The sequence below is a fragment of the Gordonia sp. IEGM753 genome, from assembly GCF_050321825.1.
GTDB lineage: Bacteria > Pseudomonadota > Gammaproteobacteria > Pseudomonadales > Pseudomonadaceae > Aquipseudomonas.
This window is the reverse complement of the sequence record NZ_JBNQGB010000005.1, coordinates 260,332-283,131: the sequence shown is the minus strand read 5'-3', so window position 1 is coordinate 283,131 and position 22,800 is coordinate 260,332. Positions and strand designations below refer to the sequence as shown.

Genomic DNA, 22,800 nt, shown 5'->3' with positions numbered 1-22,800 from the left:
ATTCTCCATGGGCGCAAGCATTCTCACCGCGAAGAACCTCAGCAAAGTGGTCCCCAGCGCGGAAGGTGAACTGACTATCCTGCACGAACTCAGCCTGGAACTGAACAAGGGTGATAGCCTGGCTATCGTCGGCGCCTCCGGTTCCGGAAAATCCACCCTCCTCGGCCTGCTCGCCGGCCTGGACCTGCCCAGCAGCGGCGAAGTAACCCTCGCCGGCCAAGCCTTGAGCAACCTCGACGAAGACCAGCGCGCTCGAATCCGCGCCGAACACGTCGGTTTTGTTTTCCAGTCCTTTCAACTGCTCGACAGTCTAAATGCTTTGGAAAACGTCATGTTGCCGCTCGAACTGGATGGCCGCAAAGACGCACGCGAGCGCGCAACCGAGCTGCTGCAACGCGTCGGCTTGGGACAACGCCTGACTCACTCGCCGCGCCAGCTTTCTGGTGGCGAACAGCAGCGTGTGGCCATTGCCCGAGCATTTGCCGCCGAACCCGATGTGCTGTTTGCCGACGAACCTACCGGCAACCTCGACAGCCATACTGGCGAGCGTATCAGCGACCTGCTGTTCGAACTGAACAAGGAACGCGGCACAACCCTGGTGCTGGTCACTCACGACGAACGCCTGGCACACCGTTGCCGGCGCATGATCCGCCTTGAAGCCGGCCTGTTGGTCGCCCCTCTGGAGCCTTGATGGCACGCTTGCCGCTATTGCGTCTGTTCAGTCTTGCCGTGCGCCAACTGATGCGCGACGCCCGCGCCGGTGAGCTGCGAGTGTTGTTCTTTGCCTTGGTGGTAGCCGTGGCTGCCAGCACTGCCATTGGTTATTTCGGCGCCCGCCTCAACGGCGCCATGATGCTGCGCGCCACAGAATTCCTTGGCGCAGATATGGTGCTCGAGGGCAGCTCTGCAACACGTCCCGAACAGATCAAGGTCGGTAAAGAGCTGGGCCTCGAACACGCTCAAGTAGTGGAGTTCTCGAGCGTCATTGCCACTGATAACGGCATTCAACTGTCGAGCATCAAGGCTGCCGACGACGTTTATCCATTGCGCGGCGAGCTGAAAAGCGCTCCGGCCCCATTCGCCGCCGAAGAATCCGGTGGCGGGCCCAAACCCGGCGAAGCGTGGGTCGAAGCGCGCCTGCTGCCGGCGCTCGATCTGAAGATGGGCGACAGCATCGACGTCGGCATGAAAACCTTGAAACTGACGCGAATTCTGACCTATGAACCGGACCGCGCGGGCAATTTCTACAGCCTGACGCCCCGCGTCCTGATCAACCTCAGCGACCTCGCAGCAACCGGTGTGGTGCAACCTGGCAGTCGGGTCAGCTACCGCGAGCTCTGGCGCGGCAAGCCGGAGGCGCTGGAAACGTATCGGCAGTTGATCAAGCCTGGCCTGGCCGCCAACCAACGCATACAGGATGCGCGCGACGGCAATCGGCAAATAGGCGGCGCGCTGGGTAAAGCCGAGCGTTACTTGAACATGGCCAGCCTGGTGGCCGTGCTGCTGGCAGGCGTGGCGGTGGCATTGTCGGCAACGCGCTTTGCCACCCGACGATTCGACGCCAGCGCCTTGTTGCGCTGCCTGGGATTATCGCGCCGGGAAACGATGCTGCTGTTCAGCGTGCAGTTGACGGTATTGGGCTTGCTGGCAAGTTTAAGCGGCGCACTCATCGGTTGGCTGGCACAGCTCGGCTTGTTCGCGCTGCTGCATGATCTGTTACCCAGCGATGTACCACCGGGTGGCCTGTTTCCGGCGTTCGCCGGGATCGGCACTGGCCTGGTCGCGCTGGCCGGATTTGCCTTGCCGCCGCTGGCAGCGCTGGGCCGGGTGCCGCCGTTGCGGGTATTGCGCCGCGACATGTTGCCGATTCCGTCCAGCACCTGGATGGTTTACGGCGCGGCGCTGGGCGCCCTCGGGCTGATCATGTGGCGCTTGAGCCTGGACCTGGTATTGACCTTTGCCCTGCTCGGCGGCGGCGTCGTTGCAGCGCTGATCCTCGGCGGTTTGTTATTGCTGCTGCTGAAGAGCCTGCGCCGGATGCTGGCGCGTGCATCGTTGCCTTGGCGTCTCGGGCTGGGCCAGTTGCTGCGTCATCCGCTGGCAGCCGCAGGGCAATCCCTGGCCTTTGGCCTGATTCTGTTGTCGATGGCACTGATCGCGTTGCTGCGGGGCGAATTGCTCGACACCTGGCAAAACCAGTTGCCGAAAAACGCACCCAACTATTTCGCCTTGAACATCCTGCCAGCAGACAAACAGGCTTTTACTGATCGCCTGATGGAGCTCTCGGCTCAAGCCGCGCCGTTGTATCCGGTGGTGCCCGGCCGTTTGATCAGCATCAACGGCGAGCCAGTCCAGGAAATCGTCAGCAAGGATTCGGCCGGCGACCGCGCCATCCAGCGCGACCTGAGCCTGACCTGGGCCGCCGATTTGCCACCGGGCAACACACTGACTTCCGGTTCCTGGTGGTCCGAACAAACGCCTGACGACATACCCGGCGTGTCGGTGGAGGGCAAAGTCGCCGAAAGCTTGAAGCTCAAGTTGGGTGATCACATGGTGTTTACCGTCGGCGGTGTTAACCGCGAAGCGAAAGTCACCAGCCTCAGGGACATCAACTGGGATAACTTCCAGCCCAACTTCTTCATGATCTTCCAGCCCGGCACTCTCAAGGATTTGCCCGCAACCTACCTGACCAGTTTCTATCTCGCGGCCGGCCATGACCAACAGATCGTTGACCTGTCGCGGGCCTTCCCGGCAGTGACCATCCTGCAAGTCGAAGCCTTGCTGGAGCAACTGCGCAGCATCCTCGCCCAGGTCACCCTGGCAGTGGAATACGTACTGTTGTTTGTGTTGGCGGCAGGGATGGCGGTGTTGTTTTCCGGCCTGCAAGCGACGCTCGATGAGCGCATCCGTCAAGGCGCACTGCTACGGGCGCTGGGAGCCGAACGGCAATTGCTGGTGAAGGCACGGCGGATCGAGTTCGGGTTGCTTGGCGCCGTCAGCGGTTTGCTGGCGGCACTGGGCTCGGAAGTGGTGAGCCTGGTGCTGTACCGCTACGCGTTCGACCTGCCGTGGCATCCGCACCCCTGGTTATTGGTGCTGCCATTGATCGGCGCTGTGCTGATCGGCGCCGCCGGGGTGTTCGGCACGCGTCGCGCGTTGAACGCCAGTCCGCTGACAGTGTTGCGCGAGGGTTGAATACCGGGATAAGCACACAATCTGTAGGAGCCAGCCGGCTCCTACAGCCAAGACTCACAGGCCAACAGGCCGCTTGTACGAAATGTCGTTGATCCACCACAGCACTTCTCCGCCCGGTGTTTGCACAACCGCCTCGTCGCCCACCTCTTTCTTCAAAAGCGCGCGCGCCATCGGCGAATCGATCGAAATGTAATCGTTACGACCGTAAATTTCGTCGTACCCCACCACCCTGAATTTCTTGATTTCACCCGCTTCGTTTTCGATCTCGACCCAAGCCCCGAAAAACACCCTGCCTTCCTGTTCCGGTGAGTACTCGACAACGCGCACATCCTCAAGTCGTTTGCGAAGGTATCGGACGCGACGATCAATTTCCCGCAACAGCTTCTTGTTGTACTGATAGTCAGCGTTTTCACTACGATCGCCCAGGGATGCCGCCCACGTAACCTTGCGAGTGGTGTCGGGACGTTTTTCTCGCCAAAGGAAATCAAGCTCTTGCTTCAGAGCCTCATGACCTTCCTTCGTGATGATATTGGTACTCAAGTCGGGCCTCTTCTTCCAGTGTTCAAGGTGGCAACGGTTCAGCATTCTTTACAAGCATTTGAGCGGTAGTCACGCAGCATTTCTCGGCTTTTTTGGAACTGAACGCTTTATGGTCCAGCGCCCATTCCAGCCAGAATCCGTCAATGAGTGCGGTGATGATCAATGCGGCACTCTTGGCGTCGATCTGCGTACCGTTTTCCTTGCCTATGGCCTTGAATACCGACTCCAGCTCCTGGCGGTAATCGGCGTACAGCTTTTTGTTCAGCGCCCGCAACTGGTCCGACGAGACCGCCGCGCCCCAGAAACCCAACCATGTGGTGAGGATGAACTCGTTGAATATCTGCCCGCGAAACGACGAGCGAATAATCGCCAACAGCCGGTCTTCGGGCGAACGACCCTGGACTTCCAGGTATTTGCGGGTTTCTTCACGTAGCTGGTCGGTCAACTCCTGATACGTCGACAGCATCAACTCTTCCTTGCTGGAAAAGTGGTGGCCAATCAGCCCGATTGACACGCCGGCCTGCGCGCAGATGCGCTCCAGGGTGCTGCCACTGTGACCGTAGCGAGTGATGCATTGCATCGTCGCTTCGATGATGGCCTTGCGGCGCATCTCGGGATCGATTCGCGTCCGGCGTTTCTTGACTTCCTGTACTTCAGACTCACTGCTCATGCATCAAACCTGTGTGTTACGAGACATAAATAGGCTATCCAGGCAGCGGATAAATAATCAGACGGCCGCCAGCACCAGCACAATCTGTTCAGGCTTTGCGCAGTCTTGATCAATGTGCAGCCGCGCCTTCAGGCGTACCTGGACAGGCGAATCGGTTTTACGGCGCAATTCAACGACCTGCTGATACACCTTCGAGGGCTCGGCCAGTATCGATGCCAGCAACGGCGCATCGGGCGCTAACAACGTTGCCACATTCAACTCGCTCAACTCTTCGGCGTCATAACCACTTAACCGGGTAAATGCCTGATTGACCGTCAGCCAATGACCGTCGAGATCGACGAAGGCCATTGCGTCGTTAGCCAGTTCGAACACCGTGCGCAGCCGCTCTTCGCTCTTGCGCATCGCGTTCTCGGCCGTTTTGCGAGCGGTGGTATCCATGCTGATCCCGATCATTTTCAATGCCCGTCCCGCATCATCCAACAGTGGCATGGCACGAGATGCAATCCAGCGAACGTCACCTTCGGGGGTCAACATTCGAAAGTCGGTATCGCAGGGCGTGCCGCTGCTGATCGAGTGGTTGAATACTGCTTGCAGGGCCGGGACTTCCTCCGGCGGAATGTGGCTCCAGAAGTCCTCATTTCGTTTAACCGGCCAGCCGTAGACTTTCTCGACGTTGCTCGAATAGGTGACCTCGTCGGTCAGCAGGTTCCACTCCCAGGTTACGATTCGCGCATTTTCCTGGGCCAGCTTCATGCGTGCTTCACTTTCCATGATTTGCGCAGTGTGCCTGCGGCGCACATCAGTCATGGGCAGCGCTTGCGGCGTGCCATCTTGCGCGTCTTGTCGCGCTTGTTCGCCGTAGCGCAACCAGATCCAGTTGACCCCTAGCAAAGTCGATAGCCGACGCAGCTTGTCATAGTCAATCTCACCGCCGCGCGTCCATTTGTGGACTGCAGTACGCGACACGCCAAGCACCTCGCCGACGGCTTGCAACGTTAACTTCTTGTGTTCCAGAAGCTCCTTGAGGCGAAACGCAAAATTGTCTTCACTCATTGAGCCATCCTAAAAATCCTTTCCCAGGCCTATATCAATACGTATGGCAAGAGCCGGGCTCTGAACGAGGCGTCAATTTAGCAACTTTTTGCAGAAGGAGTGGCAGGAAATCAGCGGGCGGGAAGTATCAAAAACGATGCTGGAGCGAGCGCAGCGAACGAACGCTACGGACTGAGGGCAGAACCCACCGCCCATTGCGGGCGGTGAGTGGATTTAAAGGGAGATCAATTGACTGGCAATGCGCTTTCCAGGTCCTTGTCCAGATCATCGATACGCGACAGTTCTTCCTCAATGTTCTGCGAGCGGCACAGCCACCAGTAAACCACTGCAGACACCACCAGGCCGACTAGCATGCTGACGTCTGCGCCATCGAGCAATGTGGTCACATAACCTGTGTAGAGGCCCGTACTGGAGAACGGCAGCATGGCAACGAAGCCTGCCACGTAGGCACCGATACCTCGCCAGTTCCAGCGACCATAGATGCCGTTAGGCTTGAAGATTTCGGTAATCGAGAACTTGCCATGCCGCACCTTGTAGAAGTCCACGAGGTTGATCGCGGTCCATGGCGTGAACAAGTACAGCAGGATCGCCAGGAAATCGCCGAAATCCTTCACGAAGTTATCGGACGCCGTCATGGCGATCGCTATGGCCGTGCCCCCGACCAACAACATCGAGACGATGCGCTTGAGCAAGGTGGAGGTCTGGCTTTTCACCGTATCGGCAATACTCAACAGCGTGATCGAGGCACCGTAAAAATTCTGCGCGGCACTGGTTACCAGGCTGAGTACGGCCAGGATAAGCAAAAACTCGCCGAAGCCGCTGAACAGCATGTTGCCCAGCATTACCAGGCCTTTGGCGAGGTTCTGTCCAGGGCTCATTGCGGCGGCCAAGGCCCCGATCAGCATCATCCAGACCCCACCGATCATTGCACCCAGGTAAGTCCACCAGAACGACGAACGCACGCTGACGTTGGCGGGCAAATAACGTGAATAATCGGAAACGTAAATCGCCCAGCTCAATTGATAGGCAGCGGCCACAAAGAACTGCGCCAGGAACGGCGTGGCCTTGAAACCGGAAACAGTCAGTTGCTCAGCCGGCAGCTTGACGAAGAAGAACAGCCCCACAGTGAAGACCAGCATCACCGCAATCAACACGAACGCAAGCACCCGTTGCACCTTGTGGAAGGTGTTGTAACCGGCAATCGCCATGATGATCGCCAGTAATGAGAACGCGATCGCCGAACCGTTTTCCGGTGCATTGAACAACTCGTGCAGCGTTTGCCCGACCAACAACTGGTTGAACGCGTTGTACCCGACATAGGTAGCGATCGCCACCACATACACCAGCAGCGCGCCCAGGTAGCCGAACTGCGGGCGGGACTGGATCAGTTGCGGCAACCCCATTTGCGGGCCTTGCGTCGAGTGCCCGGCCATGAACAGCGTACCGAAGGCACAGCCGAGGAAAATCGCCACAGCTGACCAGAACAGGTTGGCACCCATGCCGACCCCGATGATGCCGACTGCCAGCGTGGTCAGGTGCGCCTCCCCGCAAAACCAGATGGGCCACAAGTGCCAGGCCTTGCCGTGACGCTCGGCCAGCGGGACGTAATCGATGGAGCGTGTTTCGAGATTCAGGCGTCCCTTGGACGCCGTTTGGCTGGAGACAGACATGGCAGTTGCACCTTTTTTTATTGGTTTGGTTGCACGGCAAAACGTTGGGTGGTGAATCAAGCCATCAGTCGCGGGCGTGATTGATGGCCTCAGTCAGCAATTCCTCGAGTTGCTCAAGGGTGCTGTCCCGAGGGTTGGTCAGGCGTGCGGGATCGCCCATGGACTTGCGGGCTACCACGCCGACATCGGACTGCATGACACCGATGGCTGACAGGGACTTGGGAATATTCAAGCGATCAAGCAAGTCGCACACGGCGTTGTAGAAGGTCTGAAAGCTTGCGTCCGGCAAGTCCAGCGCTTGCGCAACCGGCCTCAGCCGCGGGGTTATATCCGCCTCGTTGAACCGCAATACCACCGGCAAAATGATCGCATTGGTCAAACCGTGGTGGGTGTTGTAGGTCGCACCCACCATGTGGCTGAGCGCGTGTACCAACCCAAGGCCTTTGAGGAAAGCCACCCCAGCCAGGCACGAACCGATGAGCATCTTGCCTCGCGCCTCAAGGTCCTGGCCTTGATGCACAGCGGTGTCAATGGAGGTCCAGAGAAGCGTCATGGCCTGCAGGGCTGCTGCGTCGCTGAGCGGGTTGAAGCTCGGTACGAAATAGGCCTCCAGCGCATGAATAATTGCATCGCAGCCGGTCCAGGCAGTCAGGTTGGCCGGCAGGCTTTGCGTCAGCTCGGGATCAAGAATCACCGCTGACGGCCGGGCTTTGGGGTGCCAGACACAACCTTTGATACCGCGTTCGCTGTCGGTGAGCATCGCCGTGCTTTCGGTTTCGGCACCGGTCCCTGCGGTGGTCGGCACGGTGATGACCGGAGGAAAGTCCGCCGCATCGAAACCCGTCGGCACCGGTTTGTCGAAGTCGAATTCCCACAGGTCGCAACGCTGCTGCCGGGCAATCAAGGCCACGGCCTTGCCCCCGTCCAGACCACTGCCGCCGCCCAAGGCAATAATGCCGTCAGCCTCCCACGCCTGATACGCAGCGGCGCCAGCCTTCACCGAAACATCAGTCGGATTGGGCTCGATTTCGCCGTACAACCCACAGGCCAGGCCTGCTTCATTCAAGCTGCGCTGGATTTCGCCAACAAACGGCAGCCTCAGCGAGCCCTGATCCGTGATGATCATCGGCCGGAAAATGCTGAACTCCCGGCACAATCCGGCGAGTTGATTACGCACGCCAGGACCGTATTCGATCGGCAGCGGCACGGTCCACTTTTGAGGCTTTAATGCTGAAAGATTGTTTTCCACGGGACTCACCTTAACCGCAACGCATGATGGTTGATTTCAACTCGGTGTATTTGCTCAAGGCATGCACCGAGTTGTCCCGGCCGTTGCCGGATTCCTTGAACCCGCCAAATGGAAAGTTCATGTCCACCAGTTCGTCGTAACAATTGACCCAGACCGTTCCGGCCCTGAGCTGCTGGGTGGCGGTGCGGATAGTCTTGAGGTCGGATGACCACACCGCTGCTGCCAATCCGTATTCGGTTTGATTGGCGATGGTGATGGCTTCCTCAAGGGTGTCGAACCCAATGATCACCAGTACCGGACCGAAAATTTCTTCGTTGGCGATGCGTGCCGATGAGTCGCGGGCAAGAAAAATTGTCGGCTCCAGATAAGCCCCGGACCCCACCAGCGACAGTGGCTGGCCGCCCCTGAGCAATTGCGCCTCCTGTTTGCCGATGTCGATGTAGTGGCAGACACGCTCCAATTGCACACCATCAATAATCGCGCCGGTGACGCTGTCAGGATCCAGTGGGTGCCCCGGTTGAAACTCGTCGGTGGCGACGAGCAATTCACGAATCAACGGCTCGAGGATCGAACGCTGAACCAGAAGGCGCGATCCGGCACTGCAGACTTGGCCCATGTTGGCGAAAATCGCAGCAGCAGCCGAGCGCGCGGCTTGAGCGAGATCAGGGCAATCGGCCATGACGATGTTTGCCGACTTGCCACCCAACTCCAGCCAGACACGCTTGAGGTTGGAAACTGCGGCATTCTGCGCGATTTCCCGCCCGACTTTGCCGGAGCCGGTGAAGGCGATGCAGTCAACATCAGCGTGCAGGCTCAGGTCGCGGCCGGCCGCGCCCTCGCCGCTCACCACGTTGAAAACGCCCGCAGGAATGCCCGCCTCCAATGCCAGGCCGGCAATGCGCAAGGCACTGAGCGGGGTTTTTTCAGAAGGCTTGAGAACTACGCTATTGCCAGCTGCCAGAGCCGGGGCAAATTTCCAAGCGGCCATCAACAACGGATAGTTCCACGGCACCACCGCCGCCACCACACCCAACGGTTGATGAGTAACGGTGCCAAAAAACTGTGGGTCGATTGCAGGGACTTCGCCGTGGACCTTGTCGATCAATTCAGCAAACCAGCGTAGGCAATAGATCGTTCCTGGAAGGTCGCCGCCCGTGGTGTCAGCGATCGGTTTTCCACTGTCCAGGGACTCCAGCAACGCCAGTTCATCGGTGTGCTTTTCCAGTAATGCCGCCCACTTCAATAACACGCTCTTGCGCTCGCGGGCCGCCAAGCCTGACCAGACACCGGCATCGAAGCTACGACGGGCGGCGGCCACGGCCAGATCTACATCGATCCCGGCGCACAACGCCACAACCGCCAGCGGCGCGCCATCAATCGGACTGTATGAACAGAAGGTCGCGGCGTTCCGTGCATCGACATATTGCCCATCTATGAACGCCCGGCCCTCAATGTGGAGCTCCTGCGCTTTCTCAAGCCAATAGGCTTTGTCTTTCAACTCTGGCACTGCACACCTCGTATTGTTCTTTTCAGGCTGCGGCCAATCCTAGGCAATACTGAAAACATTTTCAATAAGAAGAAGCACCACTACTGAAATTTTATTCAATAAAAATGCCCGCATTGGCGGGCATTGATGCTGTTCCATGAGTGTCTGGTTTCAGAGATCGAGAACCAGTGACGCTCCTTTTGCACGTGACACGCAAATCATCATGGTTTTTTGCGCAGCCTTTTCATCATCGTTCAGGTATTGATCCAGATGCTCAGCTTCACCTTGGAGAATTGACGTTTCACACGTACCGCAGACACCCTCTCGACACAGGCATTCAACGACTGCAGCCTTGGCATTTTCGATGGCTTTGAGGATGCTCATGCCCTCCTCCACCCACAATTCTCGGCCGGAACGCGCCAGGGTCACACTGAACCCGCCCTGACCGCTGGCGGGAGTGGCGGCAAATTGCTCCCAATGCACACGATACTCATCAATGCCCAGCTGTCGCGCTGCGTCGATAACTGCATCGATCAACCGCCGTGGGCCGCACACATACACATGCGCGGTGTCATCCAGCCCGGCGACCAAACCCTTTACATCGAGCACCCGGCCTTCGCCGGTGATGTACAGCTGCGTGCGCGCGGCATGTGGGCCGTCCATCAACTGCGTGCAAAACGCACCATGCTCCGGGCTGCGAAAGGCGTAATGAAGCTCATACTCTGCAGTACCAACGCGCAACTCATTCAACTGCGCCAGAAACGGCGTAATACCAATTCCACCCGCAATCAACACATGACGCGACGCCGCGCGATCAAGCGCGAACAGGTTGTTGGGTGTGGAAACAGTCAGCACACTGCCCACTTGCACCTGGTGGTGCATAAACGCAGAGCCGCCCTTTGACTGATCCTCCAGGCGCACACCAATCTGATACTGCCCGGTGTCTGACGGATCCCCCATCAACGAATAGGCGTTGCTGAATCGGCTACCGTCGGCCTCTTGCATTTGCACAATGATGTGACTGCCCCCGGTAAACGCCGGCAAGGCCTGACCGTCCTCTCGTACCAAGGTAAAGCGCTTGATCAACGGCGTCTCTTGCTCTACGCCGACAACCTTCACCGCAAACATTTCGTACTTGCTCACCATCTCCGGCCTCCAGGTCAATCGCTGTTGTGAACACGAGCGATGATGTTGTGGAAATGCGCAATGCCATGTTCGCTGAGTCCGCTGCGAGACTTGTCGGTCATGATCCGCCCTTGTCCGCGGTACCCACGAGACTTCAAACCACGCTGCACACTCTCGACCAGGCGCAGGTCTTCCGGACGGAATACATCGCGATACCACTCGATCAGCGCTTGCTGCTCTGGAGTGATGTCCGTGTTCAGGAAATAGATGTCGTAATGCTGGAGCGTGGTGTTGGCATCCACCGGAAATTCGTAGATCACCGTCATGAAGTTACCGCCCGGTGGCATGTTGAACATGCTGCACGGCCAGGCCCAATAGCCAGCATATTGGGCGCCGTCGCCCGACTCATCGAACTTGAAGGAGTTCTCGGAGGACTTGGCCCGACCAAACTGCAACGACCAGTTTTCGAACAATGAGTGGCTGTATTGGCTGACATCTACGGAATCGGAAAACCCCGGATGCGCCGGCGCACAGTGGTAGCACTCCTGGTAGTTGTCGACGATGGACTTCCAGTTCGCACCGGTATCACTGACGAACCGCGCCGCCAGTTGCAGCTTGTCTATCACCGGACACGCTTCGCGCATACTGGCTTCCAGACCTGGTAATTGCTCTTCTACTGTTCCGGCGTCGTTGTCCATGTTGACGAAAATGAACCCGGCGTACTCTTCGACTCGCAGTTGCACCAGGCTCGAATTATCCTTGTCAAAATCGGCGACGTTCTCGCAGTTTCGCGCGTGGGCCAGTTCACCGTCGAGCTTGAACGCCCAGGCGTGATACGGGCAGGTGATGACATTTTTGGCCTTGCCACTGCCGGTGAGTAATTGATGGCCTCGGTGCGGGCACACGTTATAGAACGCCCGCAAAACAGCGTCACGACCACGCACGACGATGATGCTTTCACCAACGATGTCGCGAGTGATGTAGGCATTGCTGTCGGCCACTTCACTGCGGTGCGCGATACAAATCCAGCTCTTGGCGAAAATCGCCTCTTTCTCATACTCAAACACCTGCGCCTGCGTGTAGTACGACGCGGGAATGGTGTGAGCATGTTCGATGTTCGCGCAAAAATCGGCAGGCAATTTCAGGATGTTTGTCACGGCGGCGTCTCTGTTGGATTATTTTTGTTAACCTTTAGTTAACATATAACTTTTGGTTAACAAAATAATCGAACAAATCCACACGGAATGCAATCCTGTGATCGGCGCTTTACTGAAATTTATTTCATTAGTGAATTAGCAAGGCGCTGGACGCCGAAAATCGGGTCCAGACACAAGAGAGATGAAAGGAGGGCTCGCGTAGATCGACGCTCGTTGAGCGTCAGCGACGTGTAATCAAACCCTGCCGCGCAACGCGGATCAGTTGTTTGATCACGTCGGCGGCGTCTTCAGTGGTGGGCGATTGAATCACTGCCAGGTCGAAGCTATCGCTGGCAAAACGGGCGAGCGATTCGCCCTCTTCGACAAACTGGATCAGGAACGCTGCGGGTCCGCCGGTGCGACGTGGCCAGCCATCCAGGTAACGCAGGAGCGTCGGCTGATGTTTGCCGCCAAGCAGGATTTTTGGGTTGCGCTGGGTGAGATGTGCCGTGATCGGCGCGGGACGTACAACGGGGCTTAATGCATTCATCGTGTCGTGTCTCTGCCTCAAAAGTCTGCATGGCAGGTGAGAGGCAACACCGAACCAGCGCTTTAGCGGTATTTCGAAGCCTGTTTCAAGCTTCTATCGGCAACTGATCGAGTTGCCTGGCGCCCCGCAAGTAGCTGTTTAAATCGGCGCATGAGCAACATCCTAGAGAAGCTGACACGACAGTGTCAAGAATCGCGCACACAAAAAAGGCCCGCGCAATGCGGGCCTCCAGGGTGTGCCACGGCAGTCAGCCGGCGATGGCGCGGTCTGCCGACAGCTTGCCGGCACCTTCGATCATGACGGCGATGCTGCCACCCAACAATGCCAGGGCGAATTCGTAACCGTTATTGGCCATGAACAAACCGTTGTGGATGTGCACCGAGAAAATCGCCACCAGCGACAGGAAGGTCAAACCCAGCGCCGCTGGACGTACCAGCAAGCCGATGATCAAGGCCAGGCCGGCGAAAAATTCAGTCCCGCCCGCCAGCGTTGCCATCACATAACCCGGAGTAAGCCCGAGGCTTTCCATGTATTGCGCGGTAGCGGTGAGGCCATAGCCACCGAAAAGTCCGAACAATTTCTGCGATCCGTGGGCAGCGAAGATGATGCCGACGAAGATCCGCAATACCGTCAGGCCGTAACCTGCGCGTGTAAACAGAACCTTGTTGATCAGAGTGCTCATGCTGTGTCATCCATTTGAGTTTGTGTGTTGGTTGGCCGCTATATTAATCAGTAAATATAATGTTAAAAGTGCAAAAAACGCTTAATAATAATCAGTTTAGTTGATCATTTGCGTGAAGCAACTTTTTGTCCTTGAGGCTCCAACGACTCCCGCTCCCGATCAAACGCCAAGTAATACTTGTTGACGCTATTAACATAGCTGACGGGGCCCATACCGACCTGTTCCATGGCGATACGTTCGACCTGGAAGAACCATTGGTTGGGGTTCAAACCACGCCGACGTGCCTCGGCGCGCATGCCTTGGACCCGCTCCGGCCCAATGTTGTAAGCCGCCAACACGAACGCCATGCGCTCGCGTTCGTTGAGCTTGGGACTGGCAAAGAATTTACGACGAATCATCGCCAGGTACTTGGCCCCGGCCTGCACGTTGGCATCGAGTTCCTGAATATTGTTGACCCCGACCCGCTGAGCGGCAGACGGCGTGATCTGCATCAGGCCAGTGGGGCCACCGCCGCCACGAGCGCTGGGTTGCAGCGCTGATTCCTTGAAAGCCAACGCTGCCAGATTCAGCCAATCCATGCCCTGAGCATCGGCGTGTTTCTGCAACACCGGACGCAGTTTTTCCAGGCGCTGGCGATCAGCCTTGGCCAATGGGTAATGCACTTGGTACAAGCGTCGGTAAATGCGCAGGAATGCTACATCCTGATCCGAGGGCTTTTTGTAACTCATCAGAAAGCGATCAATGCTCGCCCGCAACATCGAAGCGTCACGCCGCACAAACCAGAACTCTTCGCCCGGATCGCTGATCAGCACCTGGCGATCAAACCGCAGTTTGGGCAAGATCTTGCCCCAGCGTTCGGCAATCGGTTGCTCGACAATGGTCAGGTGAAAGATCCCGCCTTGAACCATTTCCAGCACATCCTCGACCGCCAGGCTCGGGTCGACCCATTCGATTTTTACCGGCGACAGTTTATGCAGAGCGAGTTTCTGGTTGATTTGACTGATGGCATCCCCCGCAGCACTGCCGGTGGGCAGTGCCAGGGTTTTGCCGGAAAGTTGTTCGAGGCGGGTGTAACGCTTTTCACCTTTGATGCCGACCAACACCAACGGGATATTGCTGGCAATGGGCTCACTGGTACTGATGGAGTGGCCGGGTTGCAGATCCAGCAGCTCGCCAGGCGCAACCAGATCACCCTCCCCGCGCTGCAACGCGCCGAGCAGTTGATCCTTGGCTTTGGGAATGATCTTGAGGGTAATTTCCTGACCGTCGCGGGCATGACCGTTGAGGTATTGCTCGAACGCACGCAAGCGATGATATTCGACGCCGATGGCCTGGCCTTGGACTTCACCGGAGCTGTTGCGACTTTGATTGACCAGAACCCGCAATACGCGACTGCTGCGGATTTCCGTCAGGTCACGCACCTTTGATGCCGGCACGGCTTGCAGCGGGCCGGCCAAACGCGCTTGTGCCGGCACGGGCACAAGCAGCATCGAGCAACACAGCAGTAGCAAAACCTGGGGACGTGTCATCCACTCTCCGGAAAGAATACTGGTGCCGACTTCAAATACTTCATGAAATCGAACGACAGAAACAGAGCGCCTTGAGCGCTGGCAACGTGCGAAAGACCGGTGCAGTAATGGCTTCACAGCCACCCCGACCTATCTCGCGGCATCAAAAGACAGCTTTAACTCGTTGTAGTTCTTGGCTTTTCTTATAAATCTACAGCTCTGATATGCTTTCCGGCCCTTGGTCCGAGGTAGCACCATGCAACTCATCGATATCGGCGTCAACCTCACCAACTCAGCTTTTGCTGACAAACACCAGGCTGTACTTGATCGCGCCTATGCGGCTGGCGTCTGTCAATTGGTGCTCACCGGCACCAGCGTTGAAGGCAGCGAGCAGGCGCTGGAGCTGTGCCACCAGTTGGATGAAAGCGCATTGCGGCTGTTTTCGACCGCAGGCATTCACCCGCATTCGGCCAGCGACTGGAACGCGGACAGCGCCCAGCGCCTGCGGAGTTTGCTTAAAGAGCCGAACGTGGTGGCGGTAGGCGAATGCGGTCTGGATTTCAATCGCGATTTCTCGCCACGTCCGCAACAGGAGAAGGTCCTGGAAGAACATCTGGCGATGGCAGTCGAATTGCAGTTGCCAGTGTTCCTCCACGAACGCGATGCCAACCAGCGATTACTGGAAATACTGCGTGACTACCGCGACCAGTTGCCAGCGGCGGTGGTGCACTGCTTCACCGGGGAAAAGAAAGCGCTGTTCAGCTACCTTGATCTGGACCTGCACATCGGCATCACTGGCTGGATTTGTGATGAACGCCGAGGCACACATCTGCATCCGTTGGTGAAAGAGATAAAACGTGGACGGCTGATGCTGGAAAGCGACGCGCCCTATCTGTTACCGCGCACATTGCGGCCCAAACCGAAAAATGGCCGTAATGAACCCGCCTATCTGACAGAAGTACTGCGTGAGGTGGCGCTGCATCGCGGGGAAAGCGAGGAGGATCTTGCAGCCCATAGCAGCGCCTGCGCGCGGGCGTTTTTTGGGCTGCCAACGGTCGACTGACAGTGCAGGAGCGAGCACGCTCGCTCCTGCAACGGTTCACTGACGCATCATTTCCTTGGGCACATATTTACCGATCTCGAACTTGCCGATCGCCGCGCGATGCACTTCATCCGGGCCGTCGGCCAAGCGCAGCGTGCGCTGCATTGCGTACATGTAGGCCAGCGGGAAATCGTTGGAAACCCCGGCACCGCCATGAATCTGGATCGCCCGATCAATAACCCGCAGGGCCACGTTCGGCGCGACAACCTTGATTTGCGCAATTTCACTCTTGGCGACTTTATTGCCAACGGTGTCCATCATGTACGCCGCTTTCAAGGTCAGCAGGCGCGCCATGTCTATTTCCATCCGCGAATCCGCAATCTTGTCGATATTGCCGCCCAGGCGTGCCAGCGGCTTACCGAACGCAGTACGACTTACCGCACGCTTGCACATCAGTTCCAGTGCGCGCTCGGCCATGCCAATCGAACGCATGCAGTGGTGAATACGACCCGGGCCGAGACGACCTTGGGCAATTTCGAAGCCACGTCCTTCGCCCAACAGGACATTTTCGTACGGCACCCGGACGTTTTCGAACAGCACTTCGGCGTGACCATGCGGCGCGTCGTCGTAACCGAATACCGGCAGCGGACGAACGATCTTCACCCCAGGTGTATCCACCGGCACCAGAATCATTGAGTGCTGCGCGTGACGCGGCGCATCGGGATTGCTCAGGCCCATGAAGATCAGAATCTTGCAGCGCGGATCGCACGCACCCGAGGTCCACCATTTCTTGCCATTGATGACCCACTCATCACCGTCGCGCACAGCACGGGCAGACATATTGGTGGCGTCGGAGGAAGCCACGTCGGGTTCGGTCATCGCGAACGCCGAACGGATCTCCCCGCGCAGCAGTGGCTCAAGCCAGCGCTGCTTCTGCTCTTCGTTGGCGTAACGCACCAGTACTTCCATATTTCCGGTGTCAGGAGCGGAGCAGTTGAACGGCTCCGGTCCCAGCAAGGACCGGCCCATGATCTCGGCCAGCGGGGCATATTCCAGGTTGCTCAGACCGGCGCCGAGTTCGGACTCGGGCAGAAACAAATTCCACAGTCCCTCGGCCTTGGCCTTCAGTTTCAGTTCTTCCATGATCGCGGTCGGCTGCCAACGATCGCCCTCAGCGACTTGACGCTCGAACACGGCTTCAGCGGGATAAACGTAGGTGTCCATGAACGCGGTCACGCGCTCACGCAGTTCTTGCACCTTGGTCGAATAAGCGAAATCCATGGGCAGCTACCTTTCTTTAACGAGGTTGTTCAGGGCATGAAATCGATGCTAGAACAGCTACGAAAATTTACCTAGCCTATTCTCGGCGTGTATTAACATTCATCACCGATATATGATCGGCTGATTGCCAAGGCCCTCGGCCTCCCTCAAACGCCCCCACAATAAGAGTGCAGCGCAATGAATCTGAGCAAGGTCGACCTCAACCTTTTCATCGTCTTCGACGCGATCTACACCGAAGCCAACCTGACTCGCGCCGGGCAAATTGTCGGCATTACCCAGCCTGCAGTCTCGAACGCACTGGCGCGTTTGCGGGAAACCTTCAACGACCCTCTATTTGTACGCACCGCCCAAGGCATGGTGCCGACGCCCATGGCGCAAAACATCATCGGCCCGGTGCGCAACGCGCTTTCGTTGCTGCGCGTGTCGGTTCAGGAAAGTCGAATTTTCAATCCGCTGCAAGCGGTCAAAACCTACCGCATCAGCATGACCGACCTTACCGAAGCGGTAATCCTGCCGCCGCTGTTTCAGCGCCTGCGACGCCTGGCACCCGCGGTGATCATCGAGAGCTTCCTGTCAAAACGCCGCGAGACGACCAAAGAGCTGGCTGCCGGCAGGCTCGACTTCGCGGTCGATGCGCCACTGAACACCGACCCCCAGGTTCGGCACGTCAAGTTGATGGAGGACCGTTACGTGTGCGCCATGCGCAAAGGGCATCCGCTGGCGGCCAAAGAAAAATTCACTCTCGACGATTACCTGTCGCTGACCCATATCCATATCTCCAGTCGCCGCAGTGGTCTGGGCCATGTCGACCTCGCGCTGGGCAAAATGGGCATTCAGCGCAAGATTGCCCTGCGCTCGCAGCATTACTTGATGGCGTCACAAGTGCTGCAACAGACCGACATGGTGATGACCGTGCCGGAACGTTTTGCGAGACGTAACGATTTGCACGCCTTCAGCTTGCCGGTCAACGACGTGCCGCCGGTGGAAACCCACCTGTATTGGCACGAGAGCACTGACCAGGATCCGGCTAACCGCTGGATGCGCGAACAGATGATCGAGTTGTGCCAGCAGGTCACTGCGCATGAGAAGAAACTCGACAAGGTGTAGGACGTTGCAGCGCGTTTGCGTTATTCGTCGCAGCGCCGCCCGGAGCAAGCCCCGCCCACATTTGATCTGTGTCATGCACAATTTTGTATTCACGGCACACCCAAAGTGGAACGAGCTTGCTCGCGTAGAGGCCAGCAAAGCCACCGAAAATCCACAGGCCTTGACGTAAACGTCAACCTGACATTAGCTTAGCGCCATGACCTCATTCGAGCGCGCCCATGAGCAGCCTTACTTACAGCATTTCCGACCTCGCCCGCGAGCTGGACATCACCACGCGGGCGATCCGTTTTTATGAAGAGCAAGGTTTGCTCAGCCCGGAGCGCCGAGGCCAGGAACGCATCTACTCCCCGCGCGACAAGGTCAGCCTGAAGTTGATTCTGCGCGGCAAACGCATTGGTTTTTCATTGGCCGAATGCCGAGAACTGATCGAACTCTATGATCCTGCCGGGGGCAATCAGAAGCAGTTGCAGACCATGCTTAACAAGATCACCGAACGCCGTGAACAGTTGGAGCAACAGATGCTCGACATCGAACAGATGAAGCTGGAACTCGACACGGCGCAGGAGCGCTGCATTCAGGCGCTGGAACAGACAATCAAAAACCAGCAAGTGATTCTGTAGATTTCCCACAGCGATTTTTCAACATTCCGACAACCACAACAGGTCGATTCCCATGTCCCTTCCCGCCCACGTACGCCTGGTCGAAGTTGGCCCGCGCGACGGTCTGCAAAACGAAGCCCAACCGATCAGCGTTGCCGACAAGGTGCAACTGGTCGACGCCTTAACCGCCGCGGGTCTCGGCTATATAGAAGTCGGCAGTTTCGTTTCACCCAAGTGGGTACCGCAGATGGCCGGTTCCGCTGAGGTTTTTGCGCAAATCCAGCGCAAACCGGGGGTGACCTATGCTGCACTCGCGCCCAATCTGCGCGGATTCGAAGATGCAGTCGCCGCCGGGGTCAAGGAGGTTGCGGTATTCGCCGCAGCCTCCGAATCGTTTTCCCAGCGCAATATCAATTGCTCGATCAGCGAAAGCCTGCAGCGTTTCGTACCGATAATGGAGGCCGCCCGGCAACAGGGAGTGGCCGTGCGCGGTTACGTTTCCTGTGTATTGGGCTGCCCTTACGAAGGCAATGTCGAGCCCGCCCAGGTCGCGCTGGTTGCCCGTGAACTCTACGCCATGGGCTGCTATGAAGTGTCGCTGGGCGACACCATCGGCACCGGCACCGCGGGCGCAACCCGCACGATGTTCGACGTGGTGTCTGCGGAGGTACCGCGAGAAAAACTGGCCGGACACTTCCATGACACCTACGGCCAGGCAATGGCCAACATCTATGCCAGCCTGCTGGAAGGTATTTCGGTGTTTGACAGCTCCATCGCAGGCCTTGGTGGCTGCCCTTACGCCAAGGGTGCAAGCGGTAACGTTGCGACCGAAGACGTGGTGTACCTGCTGAATGGGCTGGGAATCGACACCGGAATCGACCTGGATGCGTTGATTCTGGCGGGCCAGCAAATTTGTTCAGTGCTGGGACGGCCAACCGGTTCGCGCGTGGCCAAGGCTCGAAGTGCTCAGTGAGACCACGGATGTGACCGGGTGTTACCGCAAATCGTGAAACGTGGGCGCAAACGAGTAACACGGAAACATAAAGTTGGGTTTTGCTGACAAGGGAAAACCCAACAAAATACTAAACTATTGATTTTAAAGGCTTTTAAAAAGTTGGCACGCGTTCTGCTATCTCTATGGCATAACAAGAATAAAAAGCAGCAATCCTAATAAAAATAAGACGTAACGACTCTGACATAACAAGAACAACACGGCAGAGACGCAGCTAACAGATTTTTTTGGAGAGGATGTACTTTTCAGGGTGCTTTTCGAAGTAACCCGCAACCGGGCAGAGAACAATAAAACTACCTTCAGGTAGCTCCCGAACTGGTTGGATCGCATAGCGAAAAAGTAGATCAGCGCTCAAAAAAATACGTTTGCTCTTGATCCCGGATGGGGATCGACAAAAACAGCGGTAAAGGGTCACGGTCACTAAAAACAACAACAGACCGCCCCTCAATAATAAAAAAAGAGCATGCGCAACGACAAATTAAAGGGGAGCTTCGGCTCCCCTTTGTGCTTTCTGCAATTCGTGTTTTCGCGCAACGGTTTCGTCGGTGTCTGGCTTGCCGGTGATGGCGATTCCGAAAACGCCATCGCTGGCAAGCCAGCCTCCTACAGATACGTGGTGAATGCCGCCATTCAGGGTTTCAACGCAAACCCGTAGGAAACCGACTTGCCGGTGATGTCGATTCCGAAGACGCCATCGCTGGCAAGCCAGCCTCCTACAGATACGTGGTGAATGCCGCCATTCAGGGTTTCAACGCAAACCCGTAGGAAACCGGCTTGCCGGTGATGGCGATTCCGAAGACGCCATCGCCAGCAAGCCAGCCTCCTACAGATACATGGTGAATGCCGCCATTCATGGTTTCAACGTAACCCCGTAGGAAACCGGCTTGCCGGTGATCGCGATTCCGAAAACGCCATCGCTGGCAAGCCAGCCTCCTACAGATACGTGGTGAATGCCGCCATTCATGGTTTCAACGCAAACCCGTAGGAAACCGGCTTGCCGGTGATGGCGATTCCGAAAACGCCATCGCCAGCAAGCCAGCCTCCTACAAATTTGGGCCGGCACTCGAAATCCTGTATCAATCCTTGCCGAGGCGCAGCTCTTCGATGCTGATCTCGCGCATCCGGAATTTCTGGATCTTGCCGGTGACCGTCATCGGAAACTCTTCAACGAACTTGAAGTAACGTGGCGTCTTGAAGTGAGCGATGCGCTCCTTGCACCACGCTTGCAGCTCCAGTTCGTTGGCGTTGTGGCCGGGATGAAACTTGATCCAGGCCACAATCTCCTCGCCATAACGCGCACAAGGCACCCCGATCACTTGCACGTCCGCCACTGCTGGATGGGTGAAAAAGAACTCCTCCAGCTCCCTCGGGTAAACGTTCTCACCGCCGCGAATGATCATGTCCTTGTTGCGTCCGGCAATACACACGTAGCCCTCCTCGTTCATGCTTGCCAGGTCGCCCGTGTGCATCCAGCCCGCCTGATCGATGGCTTCCAACGTACCTTCAGGATTGTTCCAGTAGCCGAGCATCACACTGTAACCGCGCGTACAGAGTTCGCCGATGGTGCCGCGCGGCACCAGGTTGCCCTCCTCGTCGATTATCTTGCTTTCCAGTTGAGGCTGGGTACGACCGACGGTGGTAACACGCAACTCCAGTTCATCTGATGGCCCGGTTTGTAACGACACCGGGCTTGTCTCGGTCATGCCGTAGGCAATTTGCACTTCGCTCATGTGCATTTCACTGATCACACGCCGCATCACCTCGATCGGGCATGTCGCCCCCGCCATGATCCCGGTGCGCAGCGTCGACAAATCGAACGTCGAGCGTTGCGGTTGATCGAGCATCGCAATGAACATGGTCGGCACACCATAGAGTCCGGTGGCCTTTTCTTCGGCCACGGTGGTCAGTGTGATAAGCGGATCGAAAGCATCGTTGGGGTAAATCATGGTGGTGCCATGGGTAATGCAACCGAGATTGCCCATGACCATGCCGAAACAGTGATACAGCGGCACCGGAATCACCAGACGGTCACCAGCCGTGAGGCCAAGACTTTCACCCACCATGTAACCGTTGTTGAGAATGTTGTAGTGGCTGAGGGTCGCGCCTTTCGGGAATCCGGTCGTGCCGGAGGTGTACTGGATGTTCACCGCTTGATCGAAGTGCAGGCTGTCCTGGCGCTCGTTCAACTGCGCAGCCGTGACACTGCCCGCCAGGTCGGCCAGCTGCGACCATGGCAGGAAACCCGATGGCGGACGTGCATCAAGACTGATCACCCCGCGCAGGTCCGGTACTCGTTCACAGCGCAATTGCCCGATCGACTGCTCTGCCAACTCCGGCGCCAGCCCTTGCAACATCGCGTGATAATCAGAGGTTTTAAAGGCACCGGCGCAGACCAGCCATTTACAGCCCGATTGCTTCAACACGTATTCAAGTTCAGAACTGCGGTAGGCGGGATTGATGTTCACCAGGATCACGCCGATTTTCGCGCTGGCGAACTGGCTGATGCACCATTGCGCGCAGTTTGGTGCCCAGATGCCGAGGCGATCGCCCGTTTGCAGGCCTAGCGCCAGTAGCGCTCTTGCATGCACATCGACAGCCTGCGCCAACTGTTGCCAGGAATAGCGCAACTGTTGATGGCGCACCACCAGCGCCTCGCCGGTCGGGTATGTCGACACCGTGTTATCGAAAGCCTGACCGACAGTCATCGCCAGCAAAGCCTTGTCCTGAGAACCACGTGTATAGCTGCGCTGCGGGCTTGCACTGGGTTGATCCATGACGACCCCTATTGTGTTTTTTTAGTGGGTTGATACAGAAAAATCTGCCCCTACTCTCGCTCAAGTTGACGTTAACGTAAAGGGTCATTGACAGCCATTCGTCACAGGCTTACGTTAACGT

General features: G+C 57.3%; 20 protein-coding genes. 7 read left to right on the top strand and 13 right to left on the bottom strand.

The features are described 5' to 3' along the window. The first annotated feature begins 7 nt into the window (after nucleotides 1-7). Complete coding sequence (locus ACQR3R_RS23650; protein WP_428275918.1) at nucleotides 8-691, top strand: ATP-binding cassette domain-containing protein; 684 nt, start codon at nucleotides 8-10, stop codon at nucleotides 689-691. Further along, entirely contained in the window at nucleotides 691-3,195 is a 2,505-nt protein-coding gene (locus ACQR3R_RS23645) for an FtsX-like permease family protein (RefSeq protein WP_428275916.1), read from the top strand. Before ACQR3R_RS23650 ends, ACQR3R_RS23645 begins: the two co-directional genes overlap by 1 nt. Nucleotides 3,196-3,249: 54 nt before the next feature. On the opposite strand, the gene greB is transcribed toward ACQR3R_RS23645, so the two are convergent. The 11 genes from greB to ACQR3R_RS23590 form a co-directional block, all read right to left on the bottom strand. Further along, a complete protein-coding gene (gene greB / locus ACQR3R_RS23640) occupies nucleotides 3,250-3,735 on the bottom strand; it encodes a transcription elongation factor GreB (protein ID WP_428275914.1) in 486 nt (161 codons plus the stop codon). A 22-nt stretch (nucleotides 3,736-3,757) separates the two neighbouring features. Then, the gene (gene betI, locus ACQR3R_RS23635) at nucleotides 3,758-4,405 is read right to left on the bottom strand and encodes a transcriptional regulator BetI (protein WP_428275912.1); all 648 of its coding nucleotides are present in this window, start codon (nucleotides 4,403-4,405) and stop codon (nucleotides 3,758-3,760) included. A 57-nt stretch (nucleotides 4,406-4,462) separates the two neighbouring features. Beyond that, nucleotides 4,463-5,458, bottom strand: a complete 996-nt coding sequence (locus ACQR3R_RS23630; RefSeq protein ID WP_428275910.1) for a PAS domain S-box protein — start codon at nucleotides 5,456-5,458, stop codon at nucleotides 4,463-4,465. 224 nt (nucleotides 5,459-5,682) lie between these two features. Further along, nucleotides 5,683-7,128 (bottom strand): cytosine permease, encoded by a 1,446-nt coding sequence (locus ACQR3R_RS23625; RefSeq protein ID WP_428275908.1) that lies wholly within the window; start codon nucleotides 7,126-7,128, stop codon nucleotides 5,683-5,685. A 64-nt stretch (nucleotides 7,129-7,192) separates the two neighbouring features. Next, a complete protein-coding gene (locus tag ACQR3R_RS23620) occupies nucleotides 7,193-8,377 on the bottom strand; it encodes an iron-containing alcohol dehydrogenase (protein ID WP_428275906.1) in 1,185 nt (394 codons plus the stop codon). 10 nt (nucleotides 8,378-8,387) lie between these two features. Next, nucleotides 8,388-9,884, bottom strand: a complete 1,497-nt coding sequence (locus ACQR3R_RS23615) for an aldehyde dehydrogenase family protein (protein ID WP_428275904.1) — start codon at nucleotides 9,882-9,884, stop codon at nucleotides 8,388-8,390. A gap of 150 nt (nucleotides 9,885-10,034) precedes the next feature. Beyond that, a complete protein-coding gene (locus tag ACQR3R_RS23610; RefSeq protein ID WP_428275902.1) occupies nucleotides 10,035-11,009 on the bottom strand; it encodes a 2Fe-2S iron-sulfur cluster-binding protein in 975 nt (324 codons plus the stop codon). A gap of 14 nt (nucleotides 11,010-11,023) precedes the next feature. Next, entirely contained in the window at nucleotides 11,024-12,145 is a 1,122-nt protein-coding gene (locus tag ACQR3R_RS23605) for an SRPBCC family protein (protein WP_428275900.1), read from the bottom strand. Between the two features lie 220 nt (nucleotides 12,146-12,365). Then, entirely contained in the window at nucleotides 12,366-12,674 is a 309-nt protein-coding gene (locus tag ACQR3R_RS23600; RefSeq protein WP_428275898.1) for a hypothetical protein, read from the bottom strand. A gap of 247 nt (nucleotides 12,675-12,921) precedes the next feature. Then, the gene (locus ACQR3R_RS23595; RefSeq protein WP_428275896.1) at nucleotides 12,922-13,356 is read right to left on the bottom strand and encodes a DoxX family membrane protein; all 435 of its coding nucleotides are present in this window, start codon (nucleotides 13,354-13,356) and stop codon (nucleotides 12,922-12,924) included. A 104-nt stretch (nucleotides 13,357-13,460) separates the two neighbouring features. After that, nucleotides 13,461-14,885 carry a transglycosylase SLT domain-containing protein gene (locus tag ACQR3R_RS23590; protein ID WP_428275894.1) on the bottom strand — a complete coding sequence of 475 codons (1,425 nt, stop codon included), beginning with the start codon at nucleotides 14,883-14,885 and terminating at the stop codon, nucleotides 13,461-13,463. Nucleotides 14,886-15,120: 235 nt separating this feature from the next. Here ACQR3R_RS23590 and ACQR3R_RS23585 point away from each other — a divergent pair, with 235 nt between their 5' ends. Continuing rightward, complete coding sequence (locus ACQR3R_RS23585) at nucleotides 15,121-15,927, top strand: TatD family hydrolase (protein WP_428275892.1); 807 nt, start codon at nucleotides 15,121-15,123, stop codon at nucleotides 15,925-15,927. Between the two features lie 36 nt (nucleotides 15,928-15,963). Here the strand turns inward: ACQR3R_RS23585 and ACQR3R_RS23580 are convergent, their stop codons facing one another. Then, the gene (locus ACQR3R_RS23580) at nucleotides 15,964-17,187 is read right to left on the bottom strand and encodes an acyl-CoA dehydrogenase family protein (protein ID WP_428275890.1); all 1,224 of its coding nucleotides are present in this window, start codon (nucleotides 17,185-17,187) and stop codon (nucleotides 15,964-15,966) included. 177 nt (nucleotides 17,188-17,364) lie between these two features. Between ACQR3R_RS23580 and ACQR3R_RS23575 the strand changes: the two genes are divergently transcribed. The 4 genes from ACQR3R_RS23575 (at nucleotide 17,365) to ACQR3R_RS23560 (ending at nucleotide 20,560) form a co-directional block, all read left to right on the top strand. Further along, complete coding sequence (locus ACQR3R_RS23575) at nucleotides 17,365-18,294, top strand: LysR substrate-binding domain-containing protein (protein ID WP_428275888.1); 930 nt, start codon at nucleotides 17,365-17,367, stop codon at nucleotides 18,292-18,294. 218 nt (nucleotides 18,295-18,512) lie between these two features. Next, a complete protein-coding gene (locus ACQR3R_RS23570) occupies nucleotides 18,513-18,914 on the top strand; it encodes a MerR family transcriptional regulator (protein ID WP_428275886.1) in 402 nt (133 codons plus the stop codon). 52 nt (nucleotides 18,915-18,966) lie between these two features. Beyond that, complete coding sequence (locus tag ACQR3R_RS23565; protein ID WP_428275884.1) at nucleotides 18,967-19,866, top strand: hydroxymethylglutaryl-CoA lyase; 900 nt, start codon at nucleotides 18,967-18,969, stop codon at nucleotides 19,864-19,866. A 502-nt stretch (nucleotides 19,867-20,368) separates the two neighbouring features. Continuing rightward, nucleotides 20,369-20,560: a hypothetical protein gene (locus tag ACQR3R_RS23560; protein ID WP_428275882.1), complete on the top strand. Its 192-nt coding sequence runs from the start codon at nucleotides 20,369-20,371 to the stop codon at nucleotides 20,558-20,560. Between the two features lie 421 nt (nucleotides 20,561-20,981). On the opposite strand, the gene ACQR3R_RS23555 is transcribed toward ACQR3R_RS23560, so the two are convergent. Further along, nucleotides 20,982-22,679, bottom strand: a complete 1,698-nt coding sequence (locus ACQR3R_RS23555) for a fatty acid CoA ligase family protein (RefSeq protein ID WP_428275880.1) — start codon at nucleotides 22,677-22,679, stop codon at nucleotides 20,982-20,984. Between the last annotated feature and the right edge of the window lie 121 nt (nucleotides 22,680-22,800).

What these genes read in the sequence shown, in the direction of transcription:
- ACQR3R_RS23650 (WP_428275918.1), top strand. Translation starts at nt 8, where the DNA reads ATGGGCGCAAGCATTCTCACCGCGAAGAACCTCAGCAAAGTGGTCCCC.
- ACQR3R_RS23645 (WP_428275916.1), top strand. Translation starts at nt 691, where the DNA reads ATGGCACGCTTGCCGCTATTGCGTCTGTTCAGTCTTGCCGTGCGCCAA.
- betI (WP_428275912.1), bottom strand. Translation starts at nt 4,405, where the DNA reads ATGAGCAGTGAGTCTGAAGTACAGGAAGTCAAGAAACGCCGGACGCGA.
- ACQR3R_RS23630 (WP_428275910.1), bottom strand. Translation starts at nt 5,458, where the DNA reads ATGAGTGAAGACAATTTTGCGTTTCGCCTCAAGGAGCTTCTGGAACAC.
- ACQR3R_RS23625 (WP_428275908.1), bottom strand. Translation starts at nt 7,128, where the DNA reads ATGTCTGTCTCCAGCCAAACGGCGTCCAAGGGACGCCTGAATCTCGAA.
- ACQR3R_RS23610 (WP_428275902.1), bottom strand. Translation starts at nt 11,009, where the DNA reads ATGGTGAGCAAGTACGAAATGTTTGCGGTGAAGGTTGTCGGCGTAGAG.
- ACQR3R_RS23600 (WP_428275898.1), bottom strand. Translation starts at nt 12,674, where the DNA reads ATGAATGCATTAAGCCCCGTTGTACGTCCCGCGCCGATCACGGCACAT.
- ACQR3R_RS23595 (WP_428275896.1), bottom strand. Translation starts at nt 13,356, where the DNA reads ATGAGCACTCTGATCAACAAGGTTCTGTTTACACGCGCAGGTTACGGC.
- ACQR3R_RS23590 (WP_428275894.1), bottom strand. Translation starts at nt 14,885, where the DNA reads ATGACACGTCCCCAGGTTTTGCTACTGCTGTGTTGCTCGATGCTGCTT.
- ACQR3R_RS23585 (WP_428275892.1), top strand. Translation starts at nt 15,121, where the DNA reads ATGCAACTCATCGATATCGGCGTCAACCTCACCAACTCAGCTTTTGCT.
- ACQR3R_RS23580 (WP_428275890.1), bottom strand. Translation starts at nt 17,187, where the DNA reads ATGGATTTCGCTTATTCGACCAAGGTGCAAGAACTGCGTGAGCGCGTG.
- ACQR3R_RS23575 (WP_428275888.1), top strand. Translation starts at nt 17,365, where the DNA reads ATGAATCTGAGCAAGGTCGACCTCAACCTTTTCATCGTCTTCGACGCG.
- ACQR3R_RS23570 (WP_428275886.1), top strand. Translation starts at nt 18,513, where the DNA reads ATGAGCAGCCTTACTTACAGCATTTCCGACCTCGCCCGCGAGCTGGAC.
- ACQR3R_RS23565 (WP_428275884.1), top strand. Translation starts at nt 18,967, where the DNA reads ATGTCCCTTCCCGCCCACGTACGCCTGGTCGAAGTTGGCCCGCGCGAC.
- ACQR3R_RS23560 (WP_428275882.1), top strand. Translation starts at nt 20,369, where the DNA reads ATGCGCAACGACAAATTAAAGGGGAGCTTCGGCTCCCCTTTGTGCTTT.
- ACQR3R_RS23555 (WP_428275880.1), bottom strand. Translation starts at nt 22,679, where the DNA reads ATGGATCAACCCAGTGCAAGCCCGCAGCGCAGCTATACACGTGGTTCT.